Source organism: Serratia grimesii, assembly GCF_900186025.1.
GTDB classification, from domain to species: Bacteria; Pseudomonadota; Gammaproteobacteria; order Enterobacterales; family Enterobacteriaceae; genus Serratia; species Serratia grimesii.
In genome coordinates, this window is record NZ_LT883155.1 from 2,774,863 (window position 1) to 2,797,809 (window position 22,947).

The following is a 22,947-nucleotide window of genomic DNA, read 5'->3' on the forward strand; positions in this document are numbered from 1 at the left end:
AACAAAGGTCTCGAAATATTGCGCTATCACTGGTGAAAAAATGTGAATACAGTGTACTGCATGCAAGGGACGCTTCGTCCTGATGTCACTGTCATAACGTAAGGAATTACCGATGAGCAAAGTATTGGTTCTCAAATCAAGCATCCTGGCGGGCTATTCTCAGTCAAACCAACTGGCCGATTTCTTCGTTGAACAGTGGGCCAATACCCATGGCAACGACACCATCACCGTGCGTGACTTGGCTGCACAGCCGATTCCGGTGCTGGACGGTGAACTGGTTGGCGCGCTGCGCCCTTCCGATGCGCCGCTGACTCCGCGTCAAATCGAAGCACTGGCGTTGTCCGATGAGCTGATCGCTGAACTGCAGGCCAATGACACTATCGTTATGGCAGCACCGATGTACAACTTCAACATCCCGACCCAGCTGAAAAACTATTTCGACCTGATTGCCCGTGCCGGCGTCACTTTCCGCTACACCGAAAATGGCCCTGAAGGCTTGGTGAAAGGTAAACGCGCCATCATCCTGACCAGCCGCGGCGGCATTCACAAAGGTACACCAACTGATCTGGTAGAACCTTACCTGCGTCTGTTCCTGGGCTTTATCGGTATCACTGACGTTGAGTTCGTGTTCGCGGAAGGCATCGCCTACGGCCCAGACGTCGCGACTAAAGCGCAAGCCGATGCCAAGGCCGTGCTGGCACAGGTTGTTGCTGCCTGATGACCCGCGCAGGGGTGTTATGCCCCTGCGAAGCTACAACAGAATGACCCAAGTCCTGTCAAACCTGCACTACCCTCATAAAAATCCAATGCTGTATTTTATTGCGCGCCTGATGGCGCGCTTTTTTTATTTTTTCAGCCACTGGCCATTAATGCCCCGCACATACTCCCCAGCGGGGGCACGCGATACCAATTTCTGACCCGCCATACGCGCTACATCATCGATAGCAATATGGTTGCCATCCGCGACTTGCTGGTATTTCTCGGTGCGCCCGGCATTGATATTTTTCACCAGTGTCAGTGTTTCAGCATCCTGCTTCACCGGTGCGATATAACCGCTGAGCGTTTCACCCACACGCCCCTGCTGTTTGGCCTCATCAAGTGTCAGTGCCATCGCCATGCTGCTGAACAACCAACCGGCGCCAATCAAGCCTAAGTAACGTTTTTTCATGTTGGCTCCTAGAACAAACCGCTTTGGTCTTTCAGCAGATTCTCTACATCTTTATCCACTTTGATGTGAATTTCGTGTTCGATCTTCACGTTCATGTTGATGGTGATCGGATCTTTAGGTGTCGCGACCTCGATGCGCGGCACGCAGCCACTCAGCATAGACATGCTCAGCGCGGCAACCAGCAAAGGTCCGCTAATAATTTTCATGGTTGTTCCCCAGGTTTTGAGAGGGCCTGCTCAAGCCACTCCTGTAAATTGTCGCCAAAGCGCAAACTGCGCCAAAGCTGAAACACGTTTTCTTGATGGCTATAGTTCAGGATAACCTCTCGTTTGGCGCTTTTTTGCGGATTGACGCCGTCAATTCGGGCTTTCAGCGTCAACTCACCGAGGTTGTCGAGATCAACGCGAGCCTGAGAGCGATTGATCTCCATATAGCGCAGCCAATCAATCGCTGCACCGGTCGCCAGATTATTGCTGCCAATCGCATCGGCCATGTCCTTGTCCAGCCGTAGCGTCAACATGCCTGAGTTAGCGATCCAACCGTTATGTACCAACCATTTAGGGTGATTCAGGTACAAGGGTAACTCGCCATCAACACGTCCAGACATCGCAAACTGTTTTGGCTTCAGCGCGGTAAACAAAGCACTGAGATCTACCTTGTCTAACTTCAACACCGCAGCGTCATGCTGCGGCATTCGCAGTGCCGACAGGCTGATATGCCCATTCAATGCGTCCATACCAACATTACTCAACGTCAGCGGCGCGGGATCGCTATAAGGATAGGTACCTTGAAGATCGGCAGTGATATTCTGCATATCGAACAGGTTACTGAACGATTTGATCCGCAACATTACCGGTCGCTTGGCACCCAACTGCCACAGATGATTTTTCAGCCGGTAAGACATGACAAAGTCCAGCCCACTCATCTCGCCGTCTTTCAGCCACATGCCACCATTTTTCACCACCCAGTGACCGCCAGCTTCAAAACCTTGTTCCCGCGCCGCGGAAAATGCAGATTGGGCATAAAACTCGCCATCGCGCAGTTTGATATTCAGATCGGGTGAAATCAGCGGCTGGAACACGTTCAGTGATTGTTTAGGCCACCAGCCTTCTCCGCGTAAACGCTCACCGTCCCAGCGGCCACGTAACGCGATCGGCCCAATTTTCTCCGCTTGCAGCTTTCCTTGTAATTGGAAGCTGTCCGGCGTTTTGCCCTGGAGTTGCAGTGACAGTACAGGGGCCGGCAAATACCCCCCGTTGGTGAAACTCACCTTGCCTGAAACCAGTTGCACTTCACCATTGAACGCAGGCGCTTGTTCATCACGCTGCCATCGCAATGGTTGGCTGAGACTAAGGCGTGGCGCATCTACCGTCACGATGCTGTACTTCAAGTGATCAAAACCGGTAGAAAGGCGATCAAGAATCAGCGTGCTGTCCTGCCAACTGCCACTGCCGGCGACATCCCAGGCAGCTTGCAGCGGTGGCAACTGCCCATTGCCCCAGTAGCGCCATTGCCAATTGCCGTGATCCGGCCAAAAATCTTGTGCCTTGCCATCCAGATGCAGTTTGAAACGGCCCCAGTAGCTGTCACTGGCGTTAATAATGGCCTGCAAACGCCCCGTAATACCGGCAGCCGTGACTTTTACGCCAGCCAATGGCAAACGTGCCTCTTCCAGCTTCATTTCTGGCGTGGCGTTACCCCACAGGCGCAACAACGACCCCGGCTGTAATACCAGCGTCGGGTTAAGGATAGTGCCGCTGATGATGCCGGGAATCGAGGCGGTCATTGAAAAGTCGGCCAGATTCGCCTGACCGGTCAGTTGGAAACGCAGATTGCTGTCGATCAGCCCGATCTTGCCCGGTCCCAACGTCAGCACCGCATTGCCTTTGCCGTTGTGGCCGTCGGTGATAACGTTCAAACGAGCGCTGATCTGGGTTTCATCAAACCCTTTGCTCCAGTCATGTAGCGCAATGCTCACCCCACCGTTAAGTGGCTGTTGGCTGTATGGCCAATGCCACTCACCCTGCGTAATACTGACCTGCTGCGGGTTGATTTCCCACGGCAACGTCGCCAAAGGTTTGTCTTCTCCCTTTTCCGTCAGGGTCAGCACCCCCTGCTGTTGTTGCCAGCGCATATCCAACAGCAACGGTTTTTTCAGATAGCCGGTCTGCATCTCACCCTGTAGGGCTCCTTGAGCCGGGATGCTGTCCAAATCCAGTGGAATGGCAATCTTACCGGTCAGGTGCAGTGGTTGTTGACTGTTGGGCGCAGCCAAGGTCAGATCGTTGAGTGTTAATTGTTGATGTTGGTCCAATAACGCGTCAACGCTGATGTTTGGCCCTTGATACTGGACATGCTGGCCCTCTGCGGAGCTGCGCACCTGCAATTTTCCGGCATAGTATTGCCACGGGGTCACGGCAAGATCCTTGATGGTGACATCCAGTAGCGGTAATTGCTTTTGTAATTGGTCTAATGCCAGCGGCGTACTGTTGGCGTCACTGGTAGGCAATTTTGATAAACAGGCGGTATCGACAGTCAGCTTGTCACTGACCAGTTGCCAACGTCCCTGCTGATAAGCCAATCGGGATGGTCCGACGGCGGCAAGTAAGCAGTCCTGCGCCAAAAAACGGGCGCCATCCAACTGCAATGCCCCTTGTTGCCAGTGCAGTTTGCCCTGCAAAACCAACTGGCTACCTTGAGGCAGCCAGTGAGAAAGCACGCGCGGTAGCCAACGCGGCAACGTTTGCCAGAGCGCCAGCAGCAGGATCAGCGTGCTCACCACAATCCCTATGAATACTTTCAATCGCTTAGTCATTAAATGATTGCTTCATTCCTGAGTTAGGCACTATTTTCGGACCAAGGGCCGTTTAGGGTAAGTCTATGCCTGAATTAGCAATAATGATGGCATGAATTTGACATAGGGTGAAGTCAAGGCCGACGAAGATACCCCCTTACGGCCTTTTTGTAGCTATTGCTGTGGTGACTGTAAGTTTTAGTTACATATTCATCACATGAATGAGACCTATTTCGGACTTTTGTTATTGTCGTTACCTTTGATAATTAATAGTCTTGCAAGCATTCTAACAAAAGTCAGCTGCTAGCTAACTATACTAGAGAAGCCATTCCCCACACCCCCGTGGGGATTTTTTTTAGCCTCTGCTGAGCAACCTCCCTTACCTTCCTGCGCGCAATGAATATCCTCCCTGTTTGAGCGTCACCAGCTACCTTTAATTGATACCGCCTCAAGTGATGGTACATACCACTTTTTAGCGTTACCTAAACGGGCTAACCAATTGTAGAATTTACAAAAATCTGTTAAATTGATCACAAAATCACGCGGGAGAAACCACGATGAAATTGGCGATATACAGCACTAAACAGTATGACCGTAAATATCTCGAACTGGTGAATCAGCAGTTTGGCTATGAGCTGGAGTTCTTTGACTTCCTGCTCAGCAAAAAAACCGCCAAAAACGCCGCTGGCTGTAAAGCCATCTGCATCTTCGTCAACGACGACGGCAGCCGTGAAGTCCTCGAAGAGCTGGCAGCATTAGGCGTCGAGATCCTGGCTCTGCGTTGTGCGGGCTTCAACAATGTGGATTTGGATGCCGCCAAAGAGTTGGGCATCAAAGTGGTGCGCGTACCGGCCTATTCACCAGAAGCGGTTGCTGAGCATGCGGTAGGGATGATGATGTGCCTTAACCGCCGCATTCACCGCGCCTACCAACGCACCCGTGATGCCAATTTCTCGCTCGAAGGGTTGATCGGTTTCAATATGCATAACCGCACTGCCGGGGTAATCGGTACCGGTAAAATTGGTGTCGCCACCATGCGTATTCTCAAAGGGTTCGGCATGAAACTGTTGGCCTATGACCCATACCCAAGCGAGCAGGCGCTGGAGTTGGGTGCCGAATATGTCGATCTGAAAACCCTGTACGCACAGTCTGACGTGATCACCCTGCACTGCCCGCTGACGCCGGAAAACCATCACTTGCTGAACACCGACGCTTTTTCGGCAATGAAAGATGGCGTGATGATCATCAACACCAGCCGTGGTGGACTGATTGACTCCTCAGCAGCGATTGATGCATTGAAACAGCAAAAAATTGGCGCTCTGGGTATGGACGTGTATGAGAACGAACGTGACTTGTTCTTTGAAGACAAATCCAATGACGTGATTCAGGACGATATTTTCCGTCGCCTGTCAGCTTGCCACAACGTGTTGTTCACCGGTCATCAGGCTTTCCTGACGGAAGAGGCGCTAACCAGCATATCGGAAACCACGCTGCAAAACGTGAACCAACTGGATCGCGGCGAGAACTGCCCTAATCTGCTCAACGCCTGATGTTTTTAGCAAGGAAGACAGATGATGATGAAGTCCATTGCTGTGGCGTTAACAACGCTATTGTTAGCAGGATGTGGAATGAGCAAAAACGGTAAACCAGTCACAGAAAGTGATCTGTTACATCATAATTTTGCGCTGCAGAGCGTCGACGGCGTGGCGGTAAAGTCACACCGCGGCAACGGACCCAACATTGAGTTCGGTGAAACAATGCATGTTTCCGGTGCCATGTGTAACCGCTTCTTCGGCAATGGCCAATTGCGAGACGGCATACTGACGGTGAAAGGCCTGGCCTCTACCCGCATGTTGTGTCCCGATCCGCAGCTCAATCAGTGGGATGCCATGATCGGCGATGTGCTGGGTAATGGGGCAAAAGTTACCCTCAGCGCACAGCAGTTAACGCTGAGCGGCAGTGACCATACCCTGGTTTATAAACTGCGTGATTGGGTGCAGTGATCCCTGTTCACCAGGCTGCCCGGCGGCCTGGTGTTCTTTTCCGTTAACCGGCGCTCGCGCAAGCACCCTGGCCCAACGTGGATTCTTCGCACTGTTTGCCATTCGGCATCTGGCACATTCTGATCGCCTCGCCGTTCAAATTATGGGTCACGGTAGTGACGCCACCCACGATGGCGCAGTTTGCGCTTGTCTGTAAGCTATTGATTCTTGCGCTGTTGCCCTGCTGGACTGGTTCTTCATTCTTGCTGCTGCAGGCGGCCAAAAGCAGTACGGCGCCGGCCAGCACCCATTTAGATGTTGTCATTATTCCACTCCTGAACCCGGAACTTCGCTGTGTAAAATCGCCATTGCTGATAACTCGCATCACTATTGCGGACGCGTTTTGTTATCTTTGATGCAAACCTATTTAATCTAGCCTGATATATAAATAATGAAAATATATTCCTGCAATTATTTGGCGTTTATTTGAACGTTGTGATCATTCTTGTTGGCACCGCGGCTTTCACGCAGCTCACGGAGCAGCCACCATGCGGTCTGGGCGACAAGAGCGATGACAGGGTTGAAGGAGGGGTTTGGGAGCAGTGGACGAACTGGGAATTGTCAGACAATAGTAAAAAAACAGCGTTGCTTTTGTTACTCGATGAATATAACTGATTCATTATTTTCAGTTATTATTACTGAAGCTTTCAGCCAGCGTCACTGAATGTCACGCTGGCGTGTTTCACTTTAAAATAACAATTAGTGCGCCGCCGTTTTCGACAATAAATTAATCACCAGTACACCGGCAATAATTAATCCCATCCCGAAAACTGCCGGTAGATCCAGTTTTTGCTGATAAACAAATACTGCAGCAATCGATACCAGAACAATGCCCATACCGGACCAGATAGCGTAGACAATACCCAGAGGCATGGTTTTCACCACCATCGACAGTCCCCAGAAAGCCACACCGTAGCCAACCACGACTACCAGTGACGGCCACAGGCGAGTAAAGCCCTCAGAGGCTTTCAGCATGGTTGTCGCGATCACTTCCGCAACAATTGCCATGGCCAAATACATAAATCCACTCATCGTTTTTTCTTCTGTAAGTTTGCCTGTTTACCAGTATGACGTGCCGGAAATAAATTGTCGTTAAACAACGATGACAATTCTCCATCACAGCATGATCTTAATTCAAGAAATATCCGTTTACAGCGATTTTTGTCGATTTATCATCCGCCACACAAACGCGATAAAGAGCCAATATATCCCTCTGCTAGACTTTGTTAATTACTGCAAGAGGTGACTTTTGCAGCTTTTTGAGCAATGAAAGGTAAAGTCGATGATTACTACAGATGGTAATAATGCAGTCGCTTCCGTCGCCTATCGCACTAGCGAAGTGATTGCCATCTACCCCATCACCCCCAGTTCGACCATGGCAGAGCAAGCGGATGCCTGGTCCGGTGACGGTCGCCAGAATATCTGGGGAGACGTACCACGAGTGGTGGAAATGCAGTCCGAAGGCGGTGCGATCGCGACGGTACACGGAGCGTTACAAACCGGGGCGCTGTCGACCTCATTTACCTCATCACAGGGCCTGCTGTTGATGATCCCGACGCTGTACAAATTGGCCGGTGAACTGACGCCGTTTGTACTGCATGTCGCCGCCCGGACCATCGCGACTCACGCGCTGTCAATTTTCGGTGACCATTCCGACGTCATGGCCGTACGCCAGACGGGCTGCGCTATGCTGTGCGCCAGCAATGTGCAGGAAGCGCAAGACTTTGCGTTAATTTCTCAAACCGCGACCCTCAACAGTCGCCTGCCATTTATTCACTTTTTTGATGGTTTCCGTACCTCGCATGAAATCAACAAGATCATACCGCTGAGTGACGACGTTCTGCGCCAAATGCTGCCGCAGGATGCGATTGATGCACATCGCCGCCGCGCGCTGTCGCCAGACCACCCCGTGGTGCGCGGTACCTCTGCCAATCCGGACACTTATTTCCAGTCACGTGAGGCCACCAACCCGTGGTACAACGCAGCTTGCCAGCATGTGATTGATGCCATGGATAAATTCGCCCAAATTACCGGTCGGACATACCAGCCTTTTGAGTATTATGGCCATCCGCAGGCTGAACGCGTGGTGATTCTGATGGGGTCCGCTATCGGTACCTGTGAAGAAGCGATCGACGCCCTGCTGACCCGCGGTGAAAAAGTCGGTGTGCTGAAAGTCCGGCTGTTCCGGCCATTTTCCGCACAACACCTGCTCAGCGTTCTGCCGGAGACTGCAAAAAAAATTGCCGTATTGGACCGCACCAAAGAACCGGGGGCGTTGGCGGAACCGCTATATCTGGACGTGATGACCGCGCTGGCCGAAGCATTCAGCCGTGGTGAGCGTGCCAGTATGCCGGTGGTGATCGGCGGCCGTTACGGGTTGTCCTCAAAAGAGTTCGGACCAGACTGCGCATTGGCAGTATTTAACGAACTGGCATTGGATAAACCGCGCCCGCGCTTTACCGTCGGCATTTTCGATGATGTAACCGGCCTTTCTTTACCTCTCAGTGAAGACACCCTACCGCAGCGTGCTTCGCTGGAGGCGCTGTTCTACGGTTTGGGCAGCGACGGTTCCGTATCCGCCACCAAGAACAACATCAAAATCATCGGTAACAGCACACCGATGTACGCACAGGGTTACTTTGTTTACGACTCGAAAAAGGCAGGTGGCCTGACAGTGTCACACCTGCGCGTCAGCGAGCGGCCGATCAACTCGGCCTATCTGGTCAACCGCGCCGACTTTGTGGGTTGCCACCAGTTGCAATTTATCGACACCTACCAGATGGCGGAACGCTTGAAGCCAGGCGGTATCTTCCTGCTCAATACCCCGTACGGTGCCGAAGAAGCATGGTCACGTCTACCGCAGGAAGTGCAGGCAGTGCTGCTGCAACGTCAGGCGCGTTTTTACATCATCAATGCGGCGAAACTGGCACGTGAATGCCGGCTCGGGGCACGTATCAATACCGTGATGCAGATGGCGTTCTTCCACCTGACCCAGATCCTGCCGAGCGACGTCGCGTTGCAGCAATTGCAGGACGCTATCGCCCGCAGTTACAGCAGCAAAGGTCAGGACATTGTCGAACGTAACTGGCAGGCGCTGGCCGCCACACTCGACGCTCTGGTTGAGATCCCATTGCAGCCGGTTAACGACAACAGCCCAATGCGCCCTCCGGTGGTCTCCGACGCTGCACCTGACTTTGTCAAAACCGTGACTGCTGCGATGCTGGCCGGACTCGGTGATGCACTGCCGGTATCGGCCTTCCCGCCTGACGGTACCTGGCCGGTTGGCACCACTCAGTGGGAAAAACGCAACATCGCCGAAGATATCCCCATTTGGCAGCCGGATCTGTGCACCCAATGTAACCACTGTGTGGCCGCCTGCCCGCACTCCGCGATTCGCGCTAAAGTGGTTCAACCTGAAGCGATGGAACATGCCCCTGCCTCACTGCAATCACTGGATGTGAAAGCACGTGATATGCGCGGCCAGAAATACGTGCTGCAGGTGGCACCGGAAGACTGTACCGGTTGCAACCTGTGCGTTGAAGTCTGTCCGGCGAAAGATCGCCAGAATCCGGACATTAAAGCGATCAATATGGCGCCACGCCTGGAACATCTGGCTGAGGAAAAAGCACATTACGACTTCTTCTTGCAACTGCCAGAGATCGATCCTGCGCAGCTCGAACGGATCGACATTCGCACGTCGCAGCTGATCTCTCCGCTGTTCGAATATTCAGGTGCCTGTTCCGGCTGTGGCGAAACACCGTACATCAAGCTTTTGACCCAACTTTATGGCGATCGGCTATTGATTGCCAACGCCACCGGCTGCTCATCTATTTACGGCGGTAACCTGCCCACCACACCTTACACCACCAATGCCGAAGGCCGTGGACCAGCCTGGGCCAACTCGTTGTTCGAGGATAACGCAGAATTTGGTCTGGGCTTCCGCCTGACCGTCGACCAGCACCGCAGCCGCGTGTTGCGCCTGTTGAACACACTGGCGCCGCAGTTGCCGACACAGTTGGTTAATGCCTTGCAAATGGTGGATATCGCACCAGAACCACGTCGTAAACAGATCGCTGAACTGCGCGGCCTGTTGGCGAAAATCGAAGGTAACGACGCACGCCAACTGGCAACCGACGCCGATTATCTGGTGGATAAGTCTATCTGGCTGATTGGCGGCGATGGCTGGGCTTACGACATTGGGTTTGGGGGGTTGGATCACGTCCTCAGCCTGACCGAGAACATCAATGTACTGGTGCTGGATACCCAATGCTATTCCAACACCGGTGGCCAACAGTCGAAAGCCACTCCGTTGGGCGCAGTCACCAAATTCGGTGAGCACGGCAAGCGCAAGGCACGTAAGGACTTAGGTGTCAGCATGATGATGTACGGTCATGTGTATGTGGCACAAATCTCGTTGGGTGCACAGCTCAACCAAACGGTGAAGGCGATCCAGGAAGCTGAGGCCTATCCAGGCCCGTCACTGATTATCGCCTACAGCCCCTGTGAAGAGCACGGTTACGATCTGGCACTCAGCCACGATCAGATGAAACAACTGACCGCCACCGGTTTCTGGCCACTGTATCGCTTCGACCCGCGCCGCGCCGATGAGGGCAAACCTGCGCTGGCGCTGGACTCCCGACCGCCAAACAGCAACCTGACCGAAACCCTGCTAAAAGAGCAGCGCTTCCGTCGCCTGAACTCACAACAGCCGGAGGTCGCCAGTGCGCTGTATCAGGCCGCAGAGAAAGAGTTGAAGGAAAAGTACGACTTCCTCAGTCTACTGGCTGGCAAGGGGGAAACATCCTCCACCGAGTAAACTATTGGGGCGCGACCGGTTCGCGCCCCGCTTCCAACCAGCTTTGTTGCATCGCTTCTTTCACCGCCCCCCGCACGTAGCTTTCTTTCCCTTGCCATTGCGCAACATCAAATTGCGCCTTTTCAATCACCGCTTGATAGCGCGTAGTTTTCAGCATGCTGTCGGTTTGGATCAGCAACGGAACGATACGAACCCCGACGCGATCCAGACTCGGGTAAGGCCACGGATGCGCCGCGTCAACATACGGAGCCATAAAATCCAGAGCGGCTAATAATGAACTGCCCTGTTCCGTACGGTAATGCCAGAGATCAATGCCTTGCCGCTGTGCCACCACCGCCATCAACACCAACGCCTGTAGGTTAAAATAGCTGTAATGGAAAGAGCGAGTGCGCAGCAACTCCTGAGGCTGGGAACCATTGACGGCAAGCTGCAAATCCAACTTATGCTGCATCAACTCGGTCATATCACGCACGACATCATCACGCCCGAGCCAGGCAGCAATGCCTGCTACCTGTACGGTATACCAACTGCCGTGATTATTCTTTGCGGCAGCCTCCTGCTTACCGGCAGGGCTGTGTAACAACCAATCGAGGTAACGATCAAACCATTGTTGCATCTGGCTTTCATCTTGCGCCGTCCACCCCGGCGTCTGTTGCAGTAATAACAGGCTGTCGACAATGCGGGTGGCAAAATAGCGCCCATCGAGAATGCCATTACCGCGCCCACTGTCACGGCCCGGAATACCCTGGGCATAATTGAGATTTGGGTTCATCCGTGTTGATGGATCGATGAACCAGGTACGAATCAGGGCAATCGCCCGATCGCTGTAACGTTGTTGGCCGGAGAAATACCCCGCCAGTGCTAGCGTCTGTACGCGCTGCGTGAACTCCGCTAAGCGTACCCCATCACTTTGCGCATTTTTACTGGCCGGGTTCACCTGCCCATCGCGACGAACCCAGGGTAACCCGTTCGGTTTATTCGCATCTGGCCACCAATAAGCCCCCAGACTCAGATAGTCATGCTTGTCTCCGCTCGGCGGCGTCAGGCCTTTATCAGTGACGCTGAGCAACGGCTTTTGCAATGCACTGTCGGCATCACGCATCAAACGTTGATAGTTGGCATCCCCCTGAGTCTGTGTTTTTACCTGTAACAACTGTGGCTGCTGCAAGAAAATACAGCACTCAGTGGCGTTGGCGGCAAACGGCGTCAGGCAAAGCAAGAGAGCTGCCCGCAGGCAGGTACGTATCATCAGGCAGGTTCTCCATTATGAGCAGATGCGACAGAGAGTATCCTGCCCGGTTTTGTGTGTCCCGGCAGATAAAAAACGTTTCTGGGCGTAAAAACCTGCGAACTTCTGACGTCGTCATCCACACCCTAAAAATTTTCCGGAAGGAACGTCTCATCCCGGACTTTCTCCATGGTTGTGATGACTAAAATACGCTTGTGTTGTATTTAAAAACAGCGCATTGATGTGAGTCGGTTCAGTATCTATGTTCGATGTTTCAGGCCGGAACCTGGGCATATATTCAAAGGTGTTTATTGGCAAAATAATTTAATAATGAGATAAATCCCACTCAGGAATTACCGTCGCCCTCTTCCTGACCTTAACATTTTTATGGTTATCTTCTGCTTATATCTGAATGTTCATAATTTAGTTTTCTAGCAAGGAACGGAGATATTTTATTATTATAAACGACCATTATTAACCTTATCAGGATATGAGTGACGATGAGGTTAATATGATTTCAAATACCCTTCAGATCCGCGAGAAAAAATTTAGCAATACCCGCGTTTCAGACCCCGTACTGAAAAGAGAGGTTTTACAGTTCAGCCTTATCAATGAGCTGGTAATAAAAGACGACCCAGAACAGGAGTTGATACCAGAAGCAAAACAACAGCAGTCCATTGACGAGCTGATGAAGTCCAGGCCCGATGGTGATTTATGGATTTTTGGCTATGGCTCTCTGGTCTGGAATCCAGCGATTCAGTATGCAGAAAGGAAGTTTGCCAGAATTAATGGATGGCATCGCAAATTTTGCCTGTCAATTACTGCACTACGGGCAACGGCCCAGCAGCCGGGATTAATGCTGGCCCTTGATAAAGGCGGATTTTGTGATGGTACCGCATATCGGATCTCAGAAGGCAATATTTATCAGGAGTTATTGCTGCTCTGGCGCAGAGAAATGATATGTAGCGGTTATATACCACGCTGGGTACAGATAACGGATCACAATGACATACCCTTTGGCTGGGCGCTGACTTTCACCATTGATTCTGAACACCCGAGGTACGTTGGAGATCTTGTTGAAAACGCGATTGCGCAACATTTATCTGTAGCCTCTGGTGGACTTGGAAGCGCAGCAGATTATCTTTTCAGGACTCATGAAGGGCTTCAGGCTAATGGCATTCGTGATAGTCATCTAGAAAGGCTCACCCGGCTTGTGCGTAACTTAATCAATTAAGAAGCAAGAAACAGAGTTTTATTTAATAGCCTGAGCATTAATTTATAAATAAGCCGGTTAAATACACCGGTGATGAATCAAAACATTAACAGAGGGATCCAAAATGAGTTCGAAACAAGAGCAAAACAAAGCTATCGTCGGGCGTTGGTTTACTGAATTCTGGGGAGAAACCCCGGACCTGTCTGTGGTGGATGAATTAGCTTCTCCGGATATGGTACTGCACTACTCATTGCATGAGCCACGACACGGACATGCCGATATCAAAGCGTTCATGACGGATTTTCGCAAAGCATTTCCCGATCTGAACTTTTGGGGAACAGCAGATCTTATCGCTGAAGGTGACTACGTAGTGGGCCAATGGGAAGGCGGCGGTACCCACACCGGACCAGCACATAATGATTTTCTTGTGGGCGGATTACCTCCAGCGACCGGTCGTAAAATGCATTTTACCGGGATCACTATTCTGAAAATCATCGATGGCAAAATTGTTGAAGAACGGGGACTGGACGACGGGGTTGCAGCCCTGACTCAGCTCAGTTTAATTGTTCCAACACGCGATATTTCCTGAGTCGTTAGCCTGTTGATGAAAAAAGCCCGCTATGCGGGCTTTTTTCATCAACAGGGCATTGTACGACCATTGTCTGGTCGTGGCTGGTCTGGCTTCGTCGAGTTCCTTACCGCTTTTTGATAGTAAAAAATTTGATCGCAATAAGCGGATATTTAACACCAAGGGCCATCGTTATGCTGAAAGTGTCAATCAGACATTGAGGTGAAAAATGAAACCTGAAGCGAATACCACAATACAGTATCTGTTCCGAGCCAAAAACGACGTCATTAGCGAGCCCATACTTTATGCCGTGACAACCAGTCTGTTTGGTTTGGTTCTGGTCGGATGTACTACACGCGGGATTTGTGCCATTTTTCTGGCCGATGACAAATCTAATCTCATTACGCAACTCAGACAGGCGTTCCCCGGCGCGGAGACGGAGGAATCTCCTGCAACACTGACTCGTCAGGTTCAACAGGTTAAGGATCTGATTGAAAATAACGTAGTCGAGGGAGAAATGACCCTCGATATTGGTGGAGCTGTGTTTGAACAGCAGGTCTGGAAAGCACTCTGTGACATTCCTGTCGGCGCGACCCGGAGCTACAGCCGGATTGCTGCCATTATAGGCTCGCCTGATGCCGCCCGCGCGGTTGCCGGAGCCTGTGCGGCAAACATTTTGGCGGTAGCGATCCCCTGTCACCGTGTGGTCCGGCAGGACGGTTCCCTGTCTGGATACCGTTGGGGCGTGGAGCGAAAACGCGCGCTGCTGGCATTTGAGGCTGCTCACAGCGCCCCGGGGGCGCGGCAATGAACATCAATCATTCTCCCTGCACATCTCTGGCACAACGCTATAACTGGGAGGCGGCAGCCCGTTCACTTGACGACTTCGGCAACGCGGTGTTACCGACGCTGTTATCCCCCGAACAGTGTGATGCACTTTCTGCGTTATACGGACAGAAAGAAGGTTTCCGGGCCCGGATCATTATGTCCCGTCACGGCTTTGGTCGTGGCGAATACCAGTATTTTTCTTACCCTTTACCGAGCCTGCTCGATGAACTACGCCATTCCCTGTATGCCTATATTGCACCACTGGCAAACCGATGGAACCGGTATCTGGGCATCGAGAACGCATATCCCGCGGAACTGGATGACTATATTCGACACTGTCATTCAGCCGAGCAAACCCGACCCACCCCGCTACTTTTGCAGTACGGTGTTGGTGATTACAACTGCCTGCATCAAGATTTGTACGGCGAGCATGTCTTCCCGATACAGGTTGCTATTTTATTGTCTGAACCGGGTATTGATTTTGACGGAGGCGAGTTTGTGATGACAGAACAGGCATCGCGCAGTCGGCGGGCTGAAGTTGTAGCGCTGAACAAAGGTGATGCCGTTGTGTTTACGGTTAACCAGAGGCCGGTATTTGGCGGACGCAAGCCGGGGAAAGTCGCGATGCGACACGGTGTCAGCCGGATCACCCGGGGCCACCGGTATACGATGGGTATTATATTTCATGATGCGAGGTGAAGATGCAGTTTCCTGAAATGCTTGAAGAAACAACACCTCCTCGCCGGATCCTACTGGGAGAACAGGCATATTTACTGGGAGGTTTCGCATTGCCTTATATCTCTCAGTTGATCCCGGAGATAGAACAGGTGTGCAGGCTCTCTCCCTTCCGAAACATGGTGACTCCCGGCGGGTATGCCATGTCAGTCGGCCTGACAAACTGTGGTGCCCTGGGCTGGACCACCCATCGGCGAGGATATCAATACACCACACAGGATCCGGACTCCGGTAACGCCTGGCCGCCGATGCCTCTGGTTTTTACCCGACTTGCGACTGAAGCGGCCAGAGAGGCGGGCTTCAATGCGTTTATTCCGGATGCCTGTTTGATAAATCAGTATCTGCCTGGCAGTAAACTGTCATTGCATCAGGACAAAAACGAACGCGATTTTCGTTTTCCTATCGTTTCGGTCTCTCTCGGCATGCCTGCAACATTTTTGTTCGGAGGGAATGCCCGCAGCGATCCAACACAAAGAGTGTTCCTTCAGCACGGTGATGTCATGGTGTGGGGAGGCGTTGACCGGCTTCGTTACCACGGCGTCATGCCACTCAAAGATAATCCGCACCCCTTATTAGGATCGCGACGGATTAATTTCACCTTCCGCAGGGCTGGATGATTGATGGTGACTGACGGTAAGCCGGGAACCATAAAATGCTGCCCCTCCAGATAACAGACGGGAACAATACTGAAAATGAACCTCCAGCCCCCCTATCATGATCTCCCCCCAAAGGACCTCGCCAGGCAGCTTGTCATCGCTTATTTTGACAGTCTGGTCGCCGCTGACCAGGCCCGCTGGGCGATTACTCATGAAGGGTTGCGGGAATTACATCTCAATGATGGCGGGGTATACCTGTTGGAACAAAGCGGCGTAACCTGCCTGGCCTGAATAAGGCCCTTACGACAACTTGCCAGACGATTTCAGGATACAACAGTGAATAATACAACCACCGCCACGGTTCTGACCCAGGACGTCTGCCGTGATGCTGAATTGTTTTTGTCATCACTCGACAGTGACTGGGCAGAGCATATCAGAAAGACTGGGCATTGCCGGCATGAGACCCGACCGGAAAGAGAGCCTTATGAAGCGCTAATCAGGGCAATTGCTTATCAGCAGCTGCATGCAAAAGCCGGTGATGCCATTCTGGGACGCATGCTGTCACTGTTTCCATCACAGCGCTTTCCTACGTCAGAACAACTGCTGGCCTGCGACCCGGAATGTTTGCGTCAATGTGGCTTCTCTGCCGCCAAACTCACCAGCATTCTGGGGATTGCCCATGCACAACAGGAAGGGATCGTACCTGACCTTTCTACTGCGCTGGCTATGCCCGATGACGAGCTTATCAACAGGCTTACCTCCTTACGTGGAGTAGGACGCTGGACGGTAGAAATGTTCCTGATTTACTCCCTGGAGCGTGCTGACATTTTGCCCGTAGACGACCTGGGGGTCAGGGACGGTTTTCGGAGATTAAAAAAATTGGAAAGCTCACCAACGGCACGTCAGATGCGGGATATTGGCCTGGCCTGGAGGCCTTTCAGAACCGTGGCAGCATGGTATCTCTGGCGTTTACCAAAATCGGAATAATGCCAGCAAGAATCGGAGTGTTTGCGGTCGAATTAAATTCTACCCTGTCTCCGTTACTCTAATGATGGGACATTTATTATGAGCAAAACCACGGCATATCAGACCGATGACGAACGCTGGATGGCCGTTCAGTTGCGTGATGCAGGTGCGGACGGACATTTTGTGTACGCTGTGCGTACCACCGGTGTTTATTGTCACCCCAGCTCGACCGCCCGCCTGCCAAAACGTGAGAATGTAGTCTTTTTCCGCACACAGGAAGACGCCGTGGCTGCAGGTTACCGGAGCAGCCGCCGGGCGGTTGCGGACAAAACCAGTGCAGCAGAAAGTCGTGCAAAATTGATCGCCCGAGCATGCCGCATGGTCGAAGCTGCCGAGACACCTCCGCGTCTGGAAGATATTGCGCAAGAAATCGGAATGAGCCCGTTCCATTTTCATCGACTATTCAAGTCTGAAACCGGTTTGACCCCCAAAGAATACAGTTCAGCTTACCGGGCCCGTAAGCTGCGTGAGGAGCTGACCCAGCCGGGCGCTTCAATTACCGATGCCATCTATGATGCAGGGTATAACTCAAACAGCCGTTTCTATGAAGAATCGGATAAGTTACTTGGCATGCGCGCTCGTGATTATCGGGCAGGAGGGATTGGGGCGATTATCCGGTTCGCCGTTGGGCAATGCTCGCTGGGCGCCATTCTGGTCGCGCAAAGCCAGCGGGGAATTTGCGCCATTCTGCTGGGTGATGACCCGGAAACATTACTTCGTGATCTGCAGGATCAATTTCCGAAGGCTGAGCTCATTGGCTGTGACAGTGAGTTTGAATCACTTATTGCACAGGTGGTGGGCTTCATTGAAGCCCCGTCTCTTGGGCTGCAACTTCCTCTGGATGTTCAGGGGACCGCGTTCCAGGAGCGTGTCTGGCTAGCCCTCCGGGATATTCCCCCCGGCACCACCGTCAGCTATGCAGACATTGCCCGACAGATCGGTTCGCCCAAAGCGGTTCGGGCCGTTGCTCGTGCCTGTGCCACTAACCACATTGCGGTTGCCATTCCCTGTCATCGTGTCGTAAGGCAGAACGGTGATCTGGCTGGATACCGCTGGGGTATTGAGCGCAAACGTGAATTGCTGCGCCGGGAAACGGCTACAGATATCTGATGGAGAGCCTCACCATGCTGAATACGTTGACCCGGCTGAAAGAGATTGACTGGAACAACATTAACAATCAATTGGATGCTGAAGGATATGCGCTGCTGTCCGGGATGCTGGATGCCAGCAACTATCACGAGTTGACCGCTGCTGACCATAGGGTCGAAACACTGGAGCAGCGTGATTCAGGTTGCGGGACACTGCATTGCTATTCTTCTGGTTTGCCTTCCTCGCTCGCGGCGTGGCGGGAAAGCCTGTATCGCTATCTGGTACCCACGGCTAACCGCTGGAATGAGGTCCTCGATGTCGGGTTTCGTTATCCCGGAGAGTGGGAAACGTTTCGGAAAATCAATCAGGATGCCGGGCAAGTCCACGAACTGACCCATCTGAACCTGCTGAATGCAGGGGATTATGCCTGTCTTACCCAGCAAAACGAGGGGGAGTACTTGTTCCCTCTCCAGATTGTGGCCGTACTGCCGGAGCCCGACAATGAATTTACTGGCGGCGAGTTTGTCATGACAGAACAACGCCCCCGGATGCAGTCACGGCCCCTGGTAGTCCCACTCAGACCCGGAGACATGGCCATTATCGCGACGGCTGAAAGGCCCTTTCGCGGAACGAAAGGTTATTACCGGGTAACCAGCCGGCATGCCATCAGCCGTGTGCGTTCCGGATTGCGGGTCGGGCTGGAAATGTCTTTCCACTGCAAGGCTTGACTGGAGGTAACAACCGATGGCCAGTGACCACAAAAGATATCTTCTGATGGATGAAACAGGGCATGTGCAGGAAAGTCCCCTTCCAGGCACGCTGGGCGGACATAGGCGAAGTAGGCTATATGGCAGGCTGGATTGTCGGGCTGCTCTGCAAGCTATCGCACGCGGGGGATATGTCCGTCACAGAGTATTCTTTGCCAATAAGGCCACGGCGATTGCGGCAGGATACCGTCCCTGTGCCATCTGCATGCCAGAAGAGTATGCAGCCTGGAAGTCAGCGCTAGCGCCTGAAACCAAAAAAAATCAGCAGAAGGTATCCCTATGAACAGCTTATTTCCGGTTTCTGCCAACACCTCACAGCTTAGGGTCACGACGGATATGAATAAAAACCGATACCAGCGATATGACTGGCTGGCCGTCGAAACATCTCTGGGTCAGGACGGATACGCCGTATTGCCTTCATTATTGACGCCAGCAGAATGCCAACAGATGGCAGGACTTTTTTTCAGTGACGAGCGATTCCGGAGTCATATCGTTATGGAACGCTATGCGTTTGGGAAAGGGGATTATAAATATTTCAGTAATCCGCTTCCCGATCTTGTCGGAGAGTTACGACAATCTTTGTATCCTGTTCTGGCACCTGTCGCGAATCGTTGGCATGCGGCAATGCGCATACCCGCCCGGTTTCCGGTCAGTTATCAGGACTTTCAGCAACGATGCCATGATGCGGGTCAGCGCCGCCCTACTCCGCTATTACTGCGGTATGAGGCTGATGATTACTGCTGCCTGCATCAGGATTTGTATGGTGAACATGTTTTCCCCTTCCAGGTGATCGTGTTATTGAGCCAGCCCGGACAGGATTTTGACGGGGGAGAACTTTTACTGACTGAAAGTAACCCCAAAAAAACCGGCCAGGCAGAGGTTGTCCCTCTACAACTGGGGGATGCCGTCGTGCTGGCCGTAAATCATCGCCCGGTTCGTTCATCCAGGGGGTATTATCGGGTGAATCTGCGGCATGGTGTCTGCCGGATCTCTCGGGGGGAGCGATATTCCATGGGCATTATTTTCCACGATGCGAATTAGATTAACCCCAGCAAGGTACTCTGCCAGACCAACCTTTCCAAGCGTAAGCCTCTTTGATATTCGGCCCAGTGATCCACACTCTAAAAATTTTCCGAGAGGATCATCTTGCCCAACAAGGGGATAGCTGAGGATTGTCTCGCCCCTGACTTTCTTTATGGTTGTAATGGCTAAAATACGCCTATACTGTATATAAAAACAGTATAGAGAAATGCATTATGAAACACTTTTTCCCCACACCAACCCCAGAGAAACAGTTCATTCCGCTTTACGCCGATAACGTCCCTGCGGGCTTTCCCAGCCCAGCGCAAGACTACATACACGCGCGGATTGACCTCAACGAGTACTGTATTAGCCACCCTTCGGCGACTTACTTTCTGATCGCCTCAGGAGAAAGCATGATCGAAGCCGGGATCACCGACGGATCCATGTTGGTTGTCGATCGAAGCATTAGTGCCTGCCACGGCGATATCGTGATCGCCAGTATCGCAGGTGAGTTTACGGTTAAGCGCCTGTGCCTGCATCCTGTAAAACAGCTTGAGCCAATGAATTCGAAATTCCGGCCAATACCGCTGCGCGAGGACAGCGACGATTTGAGCATCGTCGGCGTGGTGGTTTCAACCATCACCAGGCTGAAATAATGTACGCCCTGGCCGATGTAAACAACTTCTATGCAAGTTGTGAAACGCTGTGGCGTCCAGACCTGCGTGGCCGACCGATTGTTGTGCTGTCGAACAACGACGGTTGCGTGGTGGCACAGAGCAAAGAGGCAAAGCTCCTGGGCCTGAAAACAGGCGCGCCCTATTTCAAAATAAAGCGCGATTTTGAGCGTGCCGGCGGCATCGCATTCAGCAGCAACTACGAGCTGTACGCCGATATGTCGATGCGAGTGATGGCCGTGCTCGAAGAAATGGCACCTCGGACCGAAATGTACTCTATCGACGAAAGCTTCCTTGATCTTGCCGGGATAGAAAATTGTGTCGATTTGGCCACGTTCGGGCGCCAGGTACGCACCCGCGTTCTGCAATGCACCGGCCTCACCGTCGGCGTCGGTATTGCCCAGACCAAGACGCTGGCAAAACTGGCGAACTACGCGGCGAAAAAATGGAGTCAGACCCAAGGCGTGGTTGATCTTTCCAACCTGGAACGACAACGAAAATTGATGGTACAGGTACCGGTTGCGGAAGTCTGGGGGATCGGACGCCGCTTAACCAAAGAGCTGCAAAATATGGGGATCAAAACCGCCCTGCAGTTGGCGGATGCAAGCACCACAATGATCCGCAAGCATTTCAGCGTGCTGGTTGAACGCACGGTGCGTGAACTGCGCGGTGAACCCTGCTTGTCACTCGAGGAGTTTGCCCCAACCAAACAGCAGATCATTTGCAGCAGATCATTTGGTGAACGCGTCACTGAATACCAGGATATGCATCAGGCGATCTGTATGCACGCTTCCCGTGCGGCAGAGAAACTGCGCGCAGAACACCAATATTGCCGGAATATCAATGCATGGGTTAAAACCAGCCCCTTCTCGGCCAATGAAAAGTATTACGGCAACACCGCGAGCATCAGGCTCAGTACGCCAACGCAGGATACACGCGACATCATCGCCGCCGCGATTCGATGCCTTGACAAGATCTGGCAACCCGGCCACCGCTATCTAAAAGCCGGCGTTATGCTACAGGACTTTTACTCGCAAGGCGTTGCTCAGTTAGACCTGTTCGATGAATATCAGCCGCGCCCCAACAGCGAACGCTTGATGGCCGCTTTGGATAAAATCAATCAGTCCGGTCATGCCGGGATCTGGTTTGCCGGACAAGGAAACCAACAGACATGGTCGATGAAGCGTGAGTTTCTCTCTCCCGCTTACACCACACGGGTGGCCGATTTACCGCGTGCTCGCGTGTATTGAGAATCGGCAATCAGCGGGGTGTATGGATGAAATACCCAAGCAGCCCATAGAATGCTAAACTCGCTGCCTAAAACTTTATGCCCATAGTGCCCCCAATTGAGAACGAGCACGATTTAAATGTCAGAACAACAAACAGTTAGTCAAAAAGAACAGTACAATCTGAACAAATTGCAAAAGCGTCTGCGTCGTAACGTGGGCCAAGCGATCGCCGATTTCAACATGATTGAAGAAGGTGACCGTATCATGGTCTGCCTGTCCGGCGGCAAAGACAGCTACACCATGCTGGAGATCCTGCGTAATCTGCAGCAGAGCGCACCGGTCAACTTCTCGCTGATTGCGGTCAACCTCGATCAGAAGCAGCCAGGCTTCCCCGAGCATATTCTGCCGGCCTATCTGGAAAGCCTGGGGGTGGAATACAAGATTGTTGAGGAAAATACCTACAGCATCGTCAAAGACAAAATTCCTGAAGGCAAAACCACCTGTTCACTGTGCTCACGCCTGCGTCGCGGGATCCTTTACCGTACCGCTACCGAACTGGGTGCGACCAAAATTGCCCTTGGCCACCACCGTGACGACATTCTGCAAACGCTGTTCCTCAACATGTTCTATGGCGGTAAGCTGAAAGGCATGCCACCTAAACTGATGAGCGACGATGGCAAGCACGTAGTCATTCGCCCGCTGGCTTATTGCCGTGAAAAAGACATTGAGCGTTTCTCGGTTGCCAAAGGTTTCCCGATTATCCCGTGCAACCTGTGCGGTTCGCAGCCTAACCTGCAACGCCAGGTGATTGGCGATATGTTGCGTGACTGGGATAAACGTTACCCTGGACGTCTGGAAACCATGTTCAGCGCAACGCAGAACGTGGTCACCTCGCACTTAAGTGACTTTAACCTGTTTGATTTCAAAGGCATCCATCACGGTAGTGACGTTGTTGACGGTGGCGATCTGGCCTTCGACCGCGAAGACATCCCCATGCAGCCGATCGGCTGGCAACCGGAAGATGCGGATGACGCCGTCCCGGTGCGTTTAGACGTTCTCGAAATCAAGTAAGCCCGTATTCCGCCCGCATGCTGCGGGCGGCTATTTTCCTTCTCCAGTTGTCGATCCCGCTCGCAATTTCAGCAGAATTC

23 protein-coding genes are annotated in these 22,947 nt (G+C 52.4%); 17 read left to right on the forward strand and 6 right to left on the reverse strand.

Features of this window, described 5'->3' with window-relative positions; all coding sequences use genetic code 11:
- The first annotated feature begins 112 nt into the window (after positions 1-112).
- Complete coding sequence (azoR, locus tag SGBXF1_RS13040) at positions 113-718, forward strand: FMN-dependent NADH-azoreductase (RefSeq protein WP_037415646.1); 606 nt, start codon at positions 113-115, stop codon at positions 716-718.
- 126 nt (positions 719-844) lie between these two features.
- On the opposite strand, the gene SGBXF1_RS13045 is transcribed toward azoR, so the two are convergent.
- Genes SGBXF1_RS13045 through SGBXF1_RS13055 form a run of 3 tightly spaced genes read right to left on the reverse strand, consistent with a single transcriptional unit; the run spans position 845 to position 3,983 of the window.
- A complete protein-coding gene (locus SGBXF1_RS13045) occupies positions 845-1,168 on the reverse strand; it encodes a YdbL family probable chaperone protein (RefSeq protein ID WP_061806349.1) in 324 nt (107 codons plus the stop codon).
- An 8-nt stretch (positions 1,169-1,176) separates the two neighbouring features.
- Complete coding sequence (locus SGBXF1_RS13050; RefSeq protein WP_061806350.1) at positions 1,177-1,374, reverse strand: YnbE family lipoprotein; 198 nt, start codon at positions 1,372-1,374, stop codon at positions 1,177-1,179.
- Positions 1,371-3,983 (reverse strand): YdbH family protein, encoded by a 2,613-nt coding sequence (locus tag SGBXF1_RS13055; protein WP_061806351.1) that lies wholly within the window; start codon positions 3,981-3,983, stop codon positions 1,371-1,373. The genes SGBXF1_RS13050 and SGBXF1_RS13055 overlap by 4 nt, the downstream gene beginning before the upstream one ends.
- A 536-nt stretch (positions 3,984-4,519) precedes the next feature.
- Between SGBXF1_RS13055 and SGBXF1_RS13060 the strand changes: the two genes are divergently transcribed.
- Together SGBXF1_RS13060 and hslJ are read left to right on the forward strand one after the other, a co-directional pair.
- Positions 4,520-5,512 (forward strand): 2-hydroxyacid dehydrogenase, encoded by a 993-nt coding sequence (locus SGBXF1_RS13060; RefSeq protein ID WP_061806352.1) that lies wholly within the window; start codon positions 4,520-4,522, stop codon positions 5,510-5,512.
- A gap of 24 nt (positions 5,513-5,536) precedes the next feature.
- Positions 5,537-5,965, forward strand: a complete 429-nt coding sequence (gene hslJ, locus SGBXF1_RS13065; RefSeq protein ID WP_186428508.1) for a heat shock protein HslJ — start codon at positions 5,537-5,539, stop codon at positions 5,963-5,965.
- A gap of 43 nt (positions 5,966-6,008) precedes the next feature.
- Here hslJ and SGBXF1_RS13070 read toward each other — a convergent pair whose 3' ends face one another.
- Entirely contained in the window at positions 6,009-6,269 is a 261-nt protein-coding gene (locus SGBXF1_RS13070; RefSeq protein ID WP_037415666.1) for a DUF333 domain-containing protein, read from the reverse strand.
- A 434-nt stretch (positions 6,270-6,703) separates the two neighbouring features.
- Complete coding sequence (locus SGBXF1_RS13075) at positions 6,704-7,036, reverse strand: SMR family transporter (RefSeq protein ID WP_037415669.1); 333 nt, start codon at positions 7,034-7,036, stop codon at positions 6,704-6,706.
- 250 nt (positions 7,037-7,286) lie between these two features.
- Here SGBXF1_RS13075 and nifJ point away from each other — a divergent pair, with 250 nt between their 5' ends.
- Entirely contained in the window at positions 7,287-10,820 is a 3,534-nt protein-coding gene (gene nifJ, locus SGBXF1_RS13080) for a pyruvate:ferredoxin (flavodoxin) oxidoreductase (RefSeq protein WP_186426960.1), read from the forward strand.
- A 1-nt stretch (position 10,821) separates the two neighbouring features.
- Here the strand turns inward: nifJ and SGBXF1_RS13085 are convergent, their stop codons facing one another.
- Positions 10,822-12,066: an alginate lyase family protein gene (locus SGBXF1_RS13085; RefSeq protein WP_186428509.1), complete on the reverse strand. Its 1,245-nt coding sequence runs from the start codon at positions 12,064-12,066 to the stop codon at positions 10,822-10,824.
- A gap of 493 nt (positions 12,067-12,559) precedes the next feature.
- Here SGBXF1_RS13085 and SGBXF1_RS13090 point away from each other — a divergent pair, with 493 nt between their 5' ends.
- The 13 genes from SGBXF1_RS13090 to ttcA all read left to right on the forward strand — a co-directional run bounded on the left by SGBXF1_RS13090 (position 12,560) and on the right by ttcA (position 22,867).
- Positions 12,560-13,282: a gamma-glutamylcyclotransferase gene (locus SGBXF1_RS13090; RefSeq protein WP_186426961.1), complete on the forward strand. Its 723-nt coding sequence runs from the start codon at positions 12,560-12,562 to the stop codon at positions 13,280-13,282.
- A gap of 103 nt (positions 13,283-13,385) precedes the next feature.
- Entirely contained in the window at positions 13,386-13,850 is a 465-nt protein-coding gene (locus tag SGBXF1_RS13095) for an ester cyclase (protein WP_037415671.1), read from the forward strand.
- 208 nt (positions 13,851-14,058) lie between these two features.
- Positions 14,059-14,640, forward strand: a complete 582-nt coding sequence (locus tag SGBXF1_RS13100) for a methylated-DNA--[protein]-cysteine S-methyltransferase (RefSeq protein WP_186426962.1) — start codon at positions 14,059-14,061, stop codon at positions 14,638-14,640.
- Positions 14,637-15,356: a 2OG-Fe(II) oxygenase gene (locus SGBXF1_RS13105; RefSeq protein WP_186426963.1), complete on the forward strand. Its 720-nt coding sequence runs from the start codon at positions 14,637-14,639 to the stop codon at positions 15,354-15,356. The genes SGBXF1_RS13100 and SGBXF1_RS13105 overlap by 4 nt, the downstream gene beginning before the upstream one ends.
- A 2-nt stretch (positions 15,357-15,358) precedes the next feature.
- Positions 15,359-16,009, forward strand: coding sequence for a DNA oxidative demethylase AlkB (alkB, locus tag SGBXF1_RS13110; protein ID WP_186426964.1), 651 nt, complete (start codon positions 15,359-15,361; stop codon positions 16,007-16,009).
- A 315-nt stretch (positions 16,010-16,324) separates the two neighbouring features.
- Positions 16,325-16,975: a DNA-3-methyladenine glycosylase family protein gene (locus tag SGBXF1_RS13115; RefSeq protein ID WP_238320966.1), complete on the forward strand. Its 651-nt coding sequence runs from the start codon at positions 16,325-16,327 to the stop codon at positions 16,973-16,975.
- Positions 16,976-17,053: 78 nt separating this feature from the next.
- Complete coding sequence (ada, locus tag SGBXF1_RS13120; protein ID WP_130380899.1) at positions 17,054-18,124, forward strand: bifunctional DNA-binding transcriptional regulator/O6-methylguanine-DNA methyltransferase Ada; 1,071 nt, start codon at positions 17,054-17,056, stop codon at positions 18,122-18,124.
- A gap of 14 nt (positions 18,125-18,138) precedes the next feature.
- On the forward strand, positions 18,139-18,831 hold the full coding sequence (locus SGBXF1_RS13125) for a 2OG-Fe(II) oxygenase (protein WP_130380901.1): 693 nt from the start codon (positions 18,139-18,141) through the stop codon (positions 18,829-18,831).
- Positions 18,832-18,877: 46 nt separating this feature from the next.
- A complete protein-coding gene (locus SGBXF1_RS13130; RefSeq protein WP_238321045.1) occupies positions 18,878-19,153 on the forward strand; it encodes an Ada metal-binding domain-containing protein in 276 nt (91 codons plus the stop codon).
- Positions 19,150-19,911, forward strand: coding sequence for a 2OG-Fe(II) oxygenase (locus tag SGBXF1_RS13135; RefSeq protein ID WP_238320967.1), 762 nt, complete (start codon positions 19,150-19,152; stop codon positions 19,909-19,911). Before SGBXF1_RS13130 ends, SGBXF1_RS13135 begins: the two co-directional genes overlap by 4 nt.
- A 215-nt stretch (positions 19,912-20,126) precedes the next feature.
- Positions 20,127-20,549, forward strand: a complete 423-nt coding sequence (gene umuD, locus SGBXF1_RS13140) for a translesion error-prone DNA polymerase V autoproteolytic subunit (RefSeq protein ID WP_186426966.1) — start codon at positions 20,127-20,129, stop codon at positions 20,547-20,549.
- The gene (gene umuC, locus SGBXF1_RS13145) at positions 20,549-21,817 is read left to right on the forward strand and encodes a translesion error-prone DNA polymerase V subunit UmuC (protein WP_186426967.1); all 1,269 of its coding nucleotides are present in this window, start codon (positions 20,549-20,551) and stop codon (positions 21,815-21,817) included. Before umuD ends, umuC begins: the two co-directional genes overlap by 1 nt.
- Before the next feature lie 117 nt (positions 21,818-21,934).
- Positions 21,935-22,867: a tRNA 2-thiocytidine(32) synthetase TtcA gene (ttcA, locus tag SGBXF1_RS13150; RefSeq protein ID WP_037415690.1), complete on the forward strand. Its 933-nt coding sequence runs from the start codon at positions 21,935-21,937 to the stop codon at positions 22,865-22,867.
- Positions 22,868-22,947 lie beyond the last annotated feature (80 nt).